Origin of the sequence: Sinisalibacter lacisalsi (genome assembly GCF_014640115.1) — a bacterium.
GTDB classification, from domain to species: Bacteria; Pseudomonadota; Alphaproteobacteria; order Rhodobacterales; family Rhodobacteraceae; genus Sinisalibacter; species Sinisalibacter lacisalsi.
On sequence record NZ_BMGI01000001.1, the window covers coordinates 757,129 to 769,472 of the forward strand.

Sequence of the window (12,344 nt, forward strand, 5' to 3'; positions counted from 1 at the left end):
ATGGAAGGACAGGACACATATTCCATCTTCCGCGCTTTCGCGGACAGCTGGATGCTTCTTGCAATGTTCGTGTTCTTCATCGGGGTTGTTGTCTGGGCCTTCCGCCCGGGCAGCAACGCCGTCCACAAGGACACCGCCAACATCCCTTTCCGCCACGAAGACAAACCTGCCGGTGACGGGGACACCCCCGGCGCTCAGTGAAGGAGGACCGGCTTTGAGCAAAGACGATAAAAACAAGGTCAATACCACGGGACACGAGTGGGATGGCATCGAAGAATACAACAATCCGCTGCCGCGCTGGTGGGTCTGGATTTTCTACGCAACCATCATCTGGGGAATCGGCTACACCATCGCCTACCCGGCCTGGCCGCTGGTGAAGGGGGCCACGCCCGGCCTGCTCGGATTTTCGACCCGCGCCAACGTGCAGGCCGAGATCGAGCGGTTCGAGGATATGAACTCCGAGGTGAAGGCCCAGCTTGCAAGCGCGGATCTTACCACGCTCGCGGACAACGAGGAGATCTATTCCTACGCGATCCAGTCGGGCCGCGCGACCTTCGCCACGTTCTGTTCGCAGTGCCACGGTTCCGGCGCGGCGGGAGCGAAGGGTTACCCGAACCTGCTCGACAACGACTGGATCTGGGGCGGTGACATCGAGGAGATTGCCTACACCATCCGGCACGGCATCCGTAACGAGGACGATTTCGACGCCCGCTATTCGGAAATGCCCGCGTTCGGCGATGATTACCTCTCCGACGAGGAAATCACCAACGTCGTCGCCTACGTTCGGTCGCTCTCGGGCCTCGAGAACGAGCAGGGCGATGTGACCGCCGGGGAAGTGGTCTTCCTCGACAACTGCGCGGCCTGCCACCTGGAAGACGGAACCGGCGACCGGTTGCAGGGTGCGCCGAACCTCACCGATGCGATCTGGCTCTATGGCAGCTCGTTCCAAGAGGTCGAGCATTCGGTCCGCGTTGGCCCGTTCGGCGTGATGCCGGCGTGGGGCGCCGAGGGCGTTGGTCTGGACGAGTCCCAGATCAATGGCGTCGCCGCTTATGTTCACCAGCTGGGCGGCGGCGAGTAACGCCGGCCAGCACACGAAGTTCCGGGGCCTCACTTCCCCGGAAAGGCACCGGCCCCTGATCCTGTTCGCGCGTTTCTCCGGGGTCGGTGCCACCAATTCGAAGGGTCGGGGGAAACCCCGGCCCTTCCGCGTTCCAGGGAACGCGATGTGCATTTCTCGGGAAGATGGCCGGCCCCGCCACGCGGGCGGGGCGCGACCGACTCGTTACACGGCGGACCCGATCCGGGTCGGCGCGTTTCTCCGGGATCGGCGCGGCCAGCTTCGGGGCAGAATGTCGCAGGCGCAAGCCGCGACAACGGGTGGTGCCGGGCCCCATTTAAGTTATATTTCGGATAGAAGTTTTGTGCGGCCCAAGGCAGGGTGTCGTGGGGGTGCAAACGAGGCGCGCGCGGGTGCGTCAGGGTGGCCCGAAAACGGTTGATCCATATCAAAGTGATGCAACCGGGCGCCCAATACAAGCAAGTTCAACACGCTCAGCAGGATCTCTTCCGCCATGGCCAGTGACACTCCCGAAACACCGGAACAACTCTACTCTGCCCGCGAACCGGTGTTTCCGCGCCGGGTGAACGGTTTTTTCCGGTCGCTCAAGTGGTGGATCATGGGGATCACGCTGGGCATCTACTACTTGACCCCGTGGATTCGCTGGGATCGTGGGCCCAATCTGCCCGACCAGGCCGTGCTGGTCGACATGGCGGGGCGCCGCTTCTTCTTTTTCTGGATCGAGATCTGGCCGCACGAGTTCTATTTCGTCGCCGGTCTTCTGATCATGGCGGGGCTTGGCCTGTTCCTGTTCACCTCGGCGTTGGGCCGGGTCTGGTGCGGCTATGCCTGCCCGCAGACGGTCTGGACCGATCTCTTCGTGCTGGTGGAGCGCTGGATCGAGGGCGACCGTAACGCCCGCGTGCGGCTCTGGAAGCAGAAGTGGAACGCCGAGAAAATCCGCAAATACTCTTTCAAATGGCTGGTCTGGCTCTTGATCGCGCTGCTCACCGGCGGGGCCTGGGTGTTCTACTTCGCCGATGCGCCAACGCTGATGCGCGGCCTCGTGACCTTCGAGGCGCCGATGGTGGCCTATGGCACGATCGCGGTGCTGACCGCGACAACCTTCGCCTTCGGCGGCTTCGCGCGGGAACAGATCTGCATCTACGCCTGCCCCTGGCCGCGCATCCAGGCCGCGATGATGGACGAAGACACCATCACCATCGGTTACCGCGAATGGCGGGGCGAGCCGCGCGGCAAGGGCAAGGACCGCGAGGCGCTGGGCGACTGCATCGACTGCAACGCCTGCGTCAACGTCTGCCCGATGGGGATCGACATCCGCGATGGCCAGCAACTGGCCTGCATCACCTGCGGCCTTTGCATCGACGCCTGCGATGACGTGATGGACAAGGTCGGCAAACCGCGTGGGTTGATCGACTACCTGGCGCTCAAGGATGAAGACCGTGAGCGCGCGGGCGAGCCGATCATCCCCGTGCGCAAGCACGTCTTCCGCCCCCGCACCATTCTCTACTTCGCGCTCTGGGCCGCCGTCGGCCTGGCGCTGACCGTGGCGCTCTTCGTGCGGGAAGACCTGCAGATCACCCTGCGCCCGGAGCGTAACCCGGTTTACGTCACGATGTCGGACGGCGCGATCCGCAACACCTACGAACTCGGTATCCGCAACATGCACGGCGAATTGCGGCCGTTCTACGTCTCGCTCGGCGAGAACAGCCCGCTCGACATAGAGGTTCAGGGAACCGAGGGAGCTGTGGTAGAAGCGCCTGCAGACGAGGAAACCAAGGTGCGCGTCTACGTGACCGCGCCGGCCGGTTCCACGGAAGCCCAGGCCGATCGCACCCCGATCCGGATCTGGGTGACGGACGGCCAGAGCGGCGATCGCGTGTCGCGTGACACGGTATTCAACGGAACGGGGCAATGAACGCCATGAGCGAGAACGAGAACGGAACCGGCAAGGAACTCACGGGGCGCAAGGTTTTCCTCATCTTCGCGGGAGCCTTTGCAGTCATCATCGGTGTGAACGTGTTCATGGCCTATTCGGCGGTTGGCACGTTCCCCGGACTGGCGGTGAAGAACTCCTACGTCGCAAGCCAGACCTTCGATCAGGAGCGCAAGGCGCAGGAGGCGCTTGGCTGGGAGGCGTCGGTGGCGCTGCAGGACTCCGATCTCGTGCTCGACATCATCGGCCCCGACGGGCGGGCGGCGCGGGTGGAGGAGATCAGCGCCACGCTCGGCCGTGCAACGCAGCGGCAGGACGATCGGGATCTTTCCTTTTCGCAACTTGCCGAAGGCCCGCACGTTGCCCCGGTGGGGGAGCTTCCCCCGGGCAAATGGGAATTGCGTTTCGTCGCGACCGCCGTCAACGGCGTGCCGTTCCGCCAGCGCATATCGCTCTACGTGCCCGAGGGCTGAGCCTTGGCCGCGCCCGTATCAGCCTGCCCGGCTTGTGACGCTGCCCACATCGCTGAAGACACGGCGGGAAAGGGCTATCGCGGCAATGGCCAGGAAGCGAAGCGGATCATGCTTTCGCTGCCCACCGCCTATTGTGCGGCCTGCATCGTGGGCGTGGAGGGTAGTTTGCAGCAACTGGAGGGGGTGCGCTCGGCACGCGTGAACCTGACGCTGAAGCGCGCCACCATCGAAGCTGACCATGAGGTGGAGGCCCAGACCCTCGCCGATTTCCTGACCTCGATCGGATACGAGGCCTACGAGCTCGATTCCGGCGTGCTCTCGACCACGGCGACAGAAAAGAACTCGCGCGACCTGTTGATGCGCATGGGCGTGGCCGGGTTCGGCATGATGAACGTCATGCTCCTTTCCATCGCCGTGTGGTCGGGCGCGACGGACGCGACGCGCGACCTGTTTCACTGGGTATCGGCGGCGATCTCGCTGCCCATCGTCGCCTTCTCGGGCCAGCCTTTCTTCAAGAGCGCCTGGGCGTCGCTCCGCGTCGGCCGGCTGAACATGGATGTTCCGATCTCGCTCGCGCTCATCCTTGCTTCCTCGCTGTCGATCTACGAAACGGCCAACAGCGGCAAGCACGCCTATTTCGATGCCGCGATCATGCTCACCTTCTTCCTGCTCGCCGGCCGCTACCTCGATCACCGCACGCGCGCGGTGGCGCGTTCGGCGGCGGAGGAGCTTGCCGCCCTCGAAGTGCCGCGCGCGCACCGGGTTCTGGCCGACGGCAAGGAAGAGGTCGTCTCGGTCAACGAGATCGCGGTGGGCGATCTCGTGCGGGTGGTGCCCGGCGCACGGGTGCCCGTCGACGGCATGATCGAGGACGGCGAAAGCGAGGTCGACCGCTCTCTGCTGACCGGCGAGAGCCTGCCGGTGTTTGCCGGGCCCGGCGAGATGCTCAGCGCGGGCGAAGTGAACCTGACCGGACCGCTGGTCGTGCGGGTCGCGGCGGCGGGCAAGGATACCTCGCTGCACCGCATGGCCGATCTCGTGGCGCTGGCCGAAACCTCGCGCAACAAGTATACCTCGCTCGCCGACAAGGCGGCGAAGCTCTATTCGCCGCTGGTGCATCTGCTCGCGCTCACGGCCTTCCTGGCCTGGATGTGGATTTCCGCCGGCGATGTGCGGCTTTCGCTCAACATCGCCGTGGCCACGTTGATCATCACCTGCCCCTGCGCGCTCGGCCTCGCGGTGCCGGCGGTGACGACGGCGGCCTCGGGCAAGCTGTTCAAACAGGGCATGTTGCTGAAATCGTCGACGGCGACGGAGCGGCTCGCCCAGGTCGACCACGTGGTGTTCGACAAGACCGGCACCCTCACCGAGGGCAAGCCCCGGCTCGACAATCTCGGCGACCATACCCCTGAAGACCTCGCCGTTGCGCTGGCACTGGCGCAGGGCTCGTCGCATCCGCTGGCGCAGGCGATCGTGAACGCGGCGCAGGAGGAAGGCATCCGGGCCGCGCGAATCGCCGAGGCCAGGGAAGTTCCGGGCCACGGCATCGAGGCGATCTGGTCGGGGCAGCCTGTGCGGCTGGGCCGCGCCGAATGGCTCGGCGCGAAGGGCATCGACCGCACCGCCACCTACCTCAAGGTCGGCAAGCGGCCCGCGGTGGCCTTCACCTTCACCGACAACCTGCGCGAAGGCGCGGCGGAGGCGGTTGCGGCGCTGAAGAAGCAAGGCATGAAGGTGACGCTCATTTCGGGCGACGCTCCGGCCGCGGTGCAGGATGTGGCGTTCCGGCTCGGCATCGAAGACTACCGCGCCGCCATGCTGCCAGAAGACAAGGTTGCCGCGGTCGAAGCACTGGCGGCGGAGGGCCGCCACGTGCTCATGGTGGGCGACGGGCTCAACGATACCGCCGCACTTGCCGCCGCGCATGTGTCGATCTCGCCGGCGACGGCGCTCGAGGCCACCCGCGTCGTTTCCGACATCGTCCTTCTCGGGCGGTCTCTTGAGCCGATCGGCGGTTCGGTTGCACTGTCGCGCTCGGCGACGAGGCGCATCCAGGAGAACTTCGCGATTTCGGCGGGCTATAACGTGATTGCCGTTCCGATCGCGCTCTTCGGTTTTGCCACGCCATTGGCGGCGGCCTTGGCGATGTCGCTCTCTTCGATTACGGTATCGCTGAATGCCCTCCGACTGAAAGGCAAGCCGTGAACGTCCTCGTCTACCTGATCCCGATCTCGATCCTGCTCGGCGGTGTCGGACTGGCCGCCTTTTTCTGGACCCTGAAGACGCACCAGTACGACGATCCGCAAGGCGATGCGCAACGCATCCTCTCGGGCGAATGGGACGACGCCCCGCCCGAGGACTGACCGGCCTCAGACGATCCCGACATCGCGGGCAATCATCGCCGCGTGGGTGCGGTTGCGCGCACCGAGTTTGCGGATGATCGCGCGCACGTGCATCTTCACCGTCACTTCCTTGATATCGAAGGCATGGGCGATTTCCTTGTTCTGCAATCCCTTGCAGATCCCGGAGAGGATCTGGACCTCGCGCTCGGAGAGCGAGGCCATGTTGTGAAGCCGTCGGATCAGGTTGTCCCGGTCGATGACCGCGAAGGAAACCCCGGCCCGCAGCAGGGCAATGGCGGCGCGGAAGCCATCCGGTGGCATGTCGAGCGGGAGCACGGCCTTGGCGCCGGCGGCCATGGCGCGGCTCGCGAGGTCGGGCTTCACGGTAGAGACGAGCACGCCGAGCGGGCAGTCGGCGATTAGATCGAGCGCCGTGCGTATGCCGGCGAGCCCGGACATGCCGGGGAAATCGAAATCCAGCAAGAAGACATCGGGCGCATCCGCGACCCCGAAACGGGCGATCACGCGGTCGTTTTCGGTTTCGATGGCAATACTGGTTTTTTCCGGTTCGTCTGTTGCTGGCCCCCGGATCGCCTCACCTACTGATTTACCGTTATTCGACCCGGGCCCCAACGCGACCAAAACTTGCACGAACTGTCCCCTCCCTTGCAGCCCCGTCATGCGGGCTGCACCTGCTTTGGAGTCTCGCATGGAGGGCGCCCGGAATACACCTATCAATAGGGATAATGCCCGCCCACTCAATCATAGCGTGAGATCGGCGCGCGCCGAACCAGCGCAGCGCCGGCCGGAAACGCGGGCCTGGCCTCTCTCATGGCGTCTCAGTCTGTCGCCGCCCGGGCGACGAGGTCGAGCACGGCGGGGCCCATCCGCTCCACGATCAGCGCCACGCCCTCCGCGTTGGGGTGGGTCGCGTCGGGCTGAAGGTAATCGCGCAGCGCCGCTTGCCGATCTTCGATGTCGACGAGCCCCTGCAGGAACTGCCCGAACAGGGGCACGCCGTGGGCTTCGGCAAGTTCGGGGTAGATCGCGTCGAACTCGGCCTTGAAGCTTTCGCCGTAATTGCCCGTGGCCTCCATGCCCACCAGCAGCGTGGGCAGGTCTCGCGCGCCGATCTCGGTGAGGATGGCGTCGAGGTTGGCGCGGGTTTCGGCCGGGTCGATCCCGCGCAACAGATCGTTGCCGCCGAGCGCGACGAGCACGGCGTCGACCTCGGGGGTGAGCGACCAGGCAATGCGCGCGGCGCCTCCGGCGGTGGTGTCGCCCGAGACGCCGCCGTTGATCACGATCACGTCAGCCCCTTCCGCTTGCAGCCAGGCTTCGAGGGTGGGAACAAATCCATCCTGCTCGCTCAGGCCGTAACCCTGGGTGAGACTGTCGCCGAAAGCGAGCAGCGTGACCGGCTCGGCCATCGCCGGCAAAGCAAGAAAAGGGACGGGCAACAGGGCCTTGGATAGCCCGCCGGCAAGCCCATATGCCTTTGAGACAAAACGGAAGGATTCCTTCATGGCCGATACGATCCTGTCGCTCACCGATGCGCGGCTGAAGCTCATGGGCAATGCCGGGCCGGTCGAGATCCTCAGGGGGATCACGCTTGGCGTGACGCGGGGGGAAACGCTGGGGCTAACGGGGCCTTCGGGCTCGGGCAAATCGTCACTCCTCATGCTCATGGGCGGGCTCGAACGCGCCACCGGCGGCAAGGTCACGGCGCTGGGGCAAGACCTTGGCGCGATGGGCGAAGACGCGCTCGCGCGCTTCCGCAGGGACCATATGGGGGTGGTGTTCCAGTCTTTCCACCTGATCCCGACGATGACCGCGCTCGAAAACGTGGCCACCCCGCTTGAGCTCGCCGGCGTGGCCGATGCCTTCACGCGGGCGGCGGAGGAATTGGAAGCGGTCGGCCTCGGCGGGCGGGTCGATCACTACCCGGCCCAGATGTCGGGCGGCGAGCAGCAGCGTGTCGCGCTCGCCCGCGCGGCCGTGGTTCGGCCCGAGATCCTGCTGGCCGACGAACCCACGGGAAACCTCGACGGCAACACCGGCGCGGCGATCATGGATCTTCTGTTCGGCCTGCGCGACCGCCACGGCGCAACGCTGGTGTTGGTCACCCACGCGCCGGAACTTGCCGAGCGCTGCGACCGCATGGTGCAGCTGATCGACGGGCGGCTCGACCAATGAGCTTCGCGGTCGCCAGCAAGATCGCCCGACGCGAACTGAGCGGGGGCCTCAAGGGCTTCCGGATCTTCCTTGCCTGCCTTGCGCTCGGCGTGGCGGCGATTGCCGCGGTGGGCAGCGTGCGCGCTTCGATCGAGGCCGGCCTCGGGCGCGAGGGCGCCGTGCTTCTCGGTGGCGACGCGATGGTGGAACTCACTTACCGACGCGCGAACGACGCGGAGCGCGCGGTGCTCGAGGAGATATCCACGGCGGTATCCGAGGTGGTCGATTTCCGCTCGATGGCGCAATGGCCCGACGGATCCGACCGCGCGCTGACGCAGGTGAAGGCGGTGGACGGCGCATGGCCGCTCTACGGCGCGGCAGGGTTGGCGCCGGACATGCCACTGGAGGAGGTTTTCGCCGGTCGCGACGGGCGTCCGGGCGTGGCGATGGACCCGCTGCTCATCGCCCGGCTGGAGCTGGAGATCGGCGATCCGGTGCAGCTTGGTGACGGGCGGTTCGTGCTCATGGCCGCGCTCACCAAGGTGCCGGACAACGCCACGGCGGGGTTCGGGTTCGGCCCGCCCACGCTGGCGCTGATCGACGACATGGTGGCGGCGGGGCTGATCCGCGAGGGCACGCTGTTCGATGCGCAGTATCGTCTGCGCCTGCCGCCGGGAGCCGACCTCGACGCGACTCGCGCGCAGGTCGAGACCGAATTGGCGGGATCCGCGCCACGCTGGCGCGACTCGCGCAACGGTACGCCGCAGGTGCGCCAGGCGGTGGAGCGGCTGGGCAGTTTTCTCGTGCTGGTCGGGCTCGCCGGGCTGGCCGTGGGGGGCGTGGGCATTTCCGCCGCCGTGCGCGCCTATCTCGACGAGAAGACCGAAACCATCGCAACCCTCAAGGTGCTCGGGGCGGAGCGGGCCACGATCTTCACGATCTACGCGCTTCAGATCGGCGCGCTGACGCTGCTCGGGGTGGCCATCGGCCTGGTTCTGGGGGCGGGCCTGCCGCTCGCCTTCGCGCCGCTCATTACCGGGGCGCTTCCGGTGCCGGTGGAGATGGGCCTTTCTCCCAAGCCTCTGGCCGAGGCCGCCCTTTACGGCTTCATCGCGGCGGCTCTGTTCACCCTCTGGCCGCTCGCACGCACCCAGGATGTGCGCGCCGCGGCCCTCTACCGCGATGCGGCTGCTGGGGCCGGGCAATGGCCGCGGCCGGTTTTCCTTGTTCTCACCGGGGTTCTCCTCGCGGCGCTCGTGGGGGCGGCGGCGTGGTTCTCCGGCATCGCCACGCTGACGCTCTGGGCCGCAGCAGGGGTGTTCGGCGCCTTCCTGTTGCTGGTGCTTGCCGGGCGCGCTGTTCGCCGGGTGGCGCGCTGGCTGGCCGGGCGCCGGGCCCTGCGCGGGCGGCCGACCCTTCGGATGGCATTCGCCTCGGTCGGTGGTCCGGGCAACGAGGCGGCGTCGGTCGTGCTCTCGCTCGGGCTCGGCCTGTCGGTGCTCGCCGCCGTGGGGCAGATCGACAACAACCTGCGCGGCGCGATCTCGCGCGAGTTGCCCGGCGTGGCGCCGAGCTTCTTCGTGGTCGATATCCAGCCCGACCAGATCGAGGCGCTCACAGAACGGGTGATGGGCGATCCGGGCGTGCGCGAGATGGAGCGCGCACCGATGCTGCGCGGACGGATCACGCAGATCAACGGCCGACCGGCCGAGGAGGTCGCTGGCGATCATTGGGTCGTGCGCGGTGACCGGGGCGTGAGTTATGCCGACGAACTGCCCGAAGGCACCCGGCTCGTGGCCGGGGAATGGTGGCCCGCGGGCTACGCGGGCGATCCGCTGATCAGCTTCTCGGCCAACGAGGCGGAGGAGATCGGCCTCGGCATCGGGGACAGCATGAGCCTCAACATCCTCGGGCGCGAGATCACCGGGACGGTGGCCAGTTTCCGCGATGTCGATTTTTCCACCGGCGGCATGGGCTTCACGGTGACGATGAACCCCGCCGCGCTTGCCGGTGCGCCGCACAGCTGGATCACCACGATCTATGCCGACCAGGAGGCGGAAGCCGGGCTGATGCGCGATCTGTCGCGGACATGGCCCAACATCACGGTGTTTTCGGTGCGCGACGCAATCGCACAGGTGACCGGGCTGATGGGGCAGGTCGCCGCCGCGATCACCTACGGCGCGCTGGTAACGCTGACCACGGGCGCGGTGGTGCTGATCGGTGCGGCGGCGGCGGGCGAGCGGGCGCGCACCTACGAGGCGGCGGTGCTCAAAACGCTGGGCGCGCCGCGCGGCATGGTGCTGGCCAACTTCGCGCTGCGCTCGGCGATCCTTGGCGCGGCGGCGGGCGTGGTGGCGGTGTTCGCCGGCGGGCTTGCGGGCTGGGCGGTGTCGCGCTTCGTGATGGAGACGGAGTTCGTGTTCGATCCGGTCTCGGCGCTCGTGATCATCAGCGGCGGCATCGCGGTGACGCTGCTTGCCGGTCTCGCCTTCGCCTGGAGGCCGCTCTCGGCAAGCCCCGCCGGAGTTTTGCGGGCCCGGGAGTAGCGGGCGGCGCGGCCTTTCCTCGACGCGAGCGCGGCTTTCTGCAAGGCTGCGGCGCAAAACCGGAGGACAGGAACATGACCGCAGAGGTATTCGACGAGGCCGGGGCCGCGGCCTATTACGACAACGACGACGTCGCCACCTTCTACCGGAACTGCTGGGGCGGCGCGGATATTCACATCGGGCATTACGAGACAGGTGCCGAAACGGTGGCCGATGCCTCCTCCGCGATGACCCGTCTTTTGATCGACCGTGCCGGGATCGGCCCCGGCGATCGCGTGCTCGACATTGCCTGCGGCTTCGGCGGCACTCTGCGCCTGCTCGCGCGGATGGGCTGCGAGGTTCGCGGCATGGATATCTCGAAACAGGGCGTGGCCACGGCGCGGGAGAGCAACCGGGCGGCCGGCCTCGACGACCGGATCTCGGTAGAGGTCGGCGATTTCCACGATATCGCCTCGGCGGACGGGGCATGGGACGCCGTCGTGTGCCAGGAATCGGTGATCCATTCGCCGGATCGTCCCAAGGTGTTCTCGGAGGCGTTCCGCGTCCTGCGTCCCGGTGGCGTTTTCGCCTTCTCCGACATCCTGACCGGGGAGAACGCCGACCTGGAGAAGGTGGAAGCGGCCTTCGCCCGACTGGGCGCTGCGGCCGGTGCCACGGTGCGCGACTACGCCGGGATGGCCGAGGCGGCCGGGTTCGAGGTTACCCGCGCCGAGGAACGGCCCGAGGATATCCGGACCCACTACGACAAGCTCGCGGAAGCGCTGGAAGAGCCGGTCGAGGGCCTCACGCCCGACGCCCAGAGCGCCATTGCCCAGAGTATCGCACGCTGGCAGGACGCCCTCGCCGGCGGCCACATCACCTGGGCCGCCTTCGTCGCGCGCAAGCCAGCGTAGGTTGGCGGCGCGGGAGAACGGTTTTCGTCAGCCGTTCCTGCCTGCGCGCCCGGAAGGCGCCGCCGAAACGGCGCCTTCCCCGAAGTCGAAGCCTCAGACCTGCCGCTCGACCTGCAGCTTCTTGATCTCGGCGATGGCGCGCGCCGGGTTCAGGCCCTTGGGGCAGGTCTGGGCGCAGTTCATGATCGTGTGGCAGCGGTAGAGCTTGAACGGGTCTTCGAGCTCGTCGAGCCGTTCGCCGGTGGCCTCGTCGCGGCTGTCGATGATCCAGCGGTAGGCGTGCAGCAGGGTGGCGGGGCCGAGGTAGCGGTCGGCGTTCCACCAGTACGACGGGCAGGAGGTCGAGCAGCAGGCGCACATCACGCATTCATAAAGCCCGTCGAGCTTCTTGCGGTCTTCGATCGACTGTTTCCATTCCTTCGCGGGCGGGGCCGACTTGGTTTCGAGCCACGGCTTGATCGACGCGTGTTGGGCGTAGAAATGGGTCAGATCCGGGATCAGATCCTTCACCACCGGCATATGCGGCAGCGGGTAGATCTTCACGTCGCCCTTCACCTCGTCGATGCCGTAGATGCAGGCAAGGTGGTTCTGCCCGTCGATGTTCATGGCGCAGGAGCCGCAAATGCCCTCGCGGCAGGAGCGGCGGAAGGTGAGCGTGGGGTCGATCTCAGTCTTGATCTTGATCAGCGCGTCGAGAACCATCGGCCCGCAGGTATCGAGATCGACGAAATAGGTATCAACCCGGGGGTTTTCGCCGTCGTCGGGGTTGTAGCGGTAGATCTGGAACTTCTTGAGCCGCTTGCCGCCATCGGGCTTGGGCCATGTCTTGCCCGTGCGGATCTTCGAGTTTTTCGGGAGGGTCAGTTGCACCATGTCGCTACCTTTCGATCCAAGGCGA

Annotated in this window: 12 protein-coding genes; 9 read left to right on the top strand and 3 right to left on the bottom strand. The window is 66.6% G+C overall.

Features of this window, described 5'->3' with window-relative positions; genetic code table 11:
- The 6 genes from IEW01_RS03775 to ccoS all read left to right on the top strand — a co-directional run bounded on the left by IEW01_RS03775 (position 1) and on the right by ccoS (position 5,853).
- Positions 1-201 carry a cbb3-type cytochrome c oxidase subunit 3 gene (locus tag IEW01_RS03775; RefSeq protein WP_188526249.1) on the top strand — a complete coding sequence of 67 codons (201 nt, stop codon included), beginning with the start codon at positions 1-3 and terminating at the stop codon, positions 199-201.
- A gap of 13 nt (positions 202-214) precedes the next feature.
- Entirely contained in the window at positions 215-1,081 is an 867-nt protein-coding gene (gene ccoP, locus IEW01_RS03780; protein ID WP_188526250.1) for a cytochrome-c oxidase, cbb3-type subunit III, read from the top strand.
- A gap of 493 nt (positions 1,082-1,574) precedes the next feature.
- A complete protein-coding gene (gene ccoG, locus IEW01_RS03785) occupies positions 1,575-2,999 on the top strand; it encodes a cytochrome c oxidase accessory protein CcoG (RefSeq protein WP_188526251.1) in 1,425 nt (474 codons plus the stop codon).
- Positions 2,996-3,490, top strand: a complete 495-nt coding sequence (locus tag IEW01_RS03790; protein ID WP_308418942.1) for a FixH family protein — start codon at positions 2,996-2,998, stop codon at positions 3,488-3,490. The genes ccoG and IEW01_RS03790 overlap by 4 nt, the downstream gene beginning before the upstream one ends.
- A 108-nt stretch (positions 3,491-3,598) precedes the next feature.
- On the top strand, positions 3,599-5,695 hold the full coding sequence (locus IEW01_RS03795) for a heavy metal translocating P-type ATPase (protein ID WP_188526252.1): 2,097 nt from the start codon (positions 3,599-3,601) through the stop codon (positions 5,693-5,695).
- A complete protein-coding gene (gene ccoS / locus IEW01_RS03800) occupies positions 5,692-5,853 on the top strand; it encodes a cbb3-type cytochrome oxidase assembly protein CcoS (RefSeq protein WP_188526253.1) in 162 nt (53 codons plus the stop codon). Before IEW01_RS03795 ends, ccoS begins: the two co-directional genes overlap by 4 nt.
- A gap of 6 nt (positions 5,854-5,859) precedes the next feature.
- On the opposite strand, the gene IEW01_RS03805 is transcribed toward ccoS, so the two are convergent.
- Together IEW01_RS03805 and IEW01_RS03810 are read right to left on the bottom strand one after the other, a co-directional pair.
- Positions 5,860-6,513, bottom strand: coding sequence for a LuxR C-terminal-related transcriptional regulator (locus IEW01_RS03805; RefSeq protein WP_188526254.1), 654 nt, complete (start codon positions 6,511-6,513; stop codon positions 5,860-5,862).
- Between the two features lie 158 nt (positions 6,514-6,671).
- Entirely contained in the window at positions 6,672-7,358 is a 687-nt protein-coding gene (locus tag IEW01_RS03810) for an arylesterase (protein ID WP_188526255.1), read from the bottom strand.
- Here IEW01_RS03810 and IEW01_RS03815 point away from each other — a divergent pair.
- From IEW01_RS03815 to IEW01_RS03825, 3 genes are all read left to right on the top strand, one after another.
- On the top strand, positions 7,357-8,028 hold the full coding sequence (locus tag IEW01_RS03815; protein WP_188526256.1) for an ABC transporter ATP-binding protein: 672 nt from the start codon (positions 7,357-7,359) through the stop codon (positions 8,026-8,028). The genes IEW01_RS03810 and IEW01_RS03815 overlap by 2 nt on opposite strands.
- The gene (locus tag IEW01_RS03820; protein WP_188526257.1) at positions 8,025-10,553 is read left to right on the top strand and encodes an ABC transporter permease; all 2,529 of its coding nucleotides are present in this window, start codon (positions 8,025-8,027) and stop codon (positions 10,551-10,553) included. The genes IEW01_RS03815 and IEW01_RS03820 overlap by 4 nt, the downstream gene beginning before the upstream one ends.
- 74 nt (positions 10,554-10,627) lie before the next feature.
- Positions 10,628-11,446, top strand: coding sequence for an SAM-dependent methyltransferase (locus tag IEW01_RS03825; RefSeq protein WP_188526258.1), 819 nt, complete (start codon positions 10,628-10,630; stop codon positions 11,444-11,446).
- Between the two features lie 93 nt (positions 11,447-11,539).
- On the opposite strand, the gene IEW01_RS03830 is transcribed toward IEW01_RS03825, so the two are convergent.
- Positions 11,540-12,319 (bottom strand): succinate dehydrogenase iron-sulfur subunit, encoded by a 780-nt coding sequence (locus IEW01_RS03830; RefSeq protein ID WP_188526259.1) that lies wholly within the window; start codon positions 12,317-12,319, stop codon positions 11,540-11,542.
- Positions 12,320-12,344 lie beyond the last annotated feature (25 nt).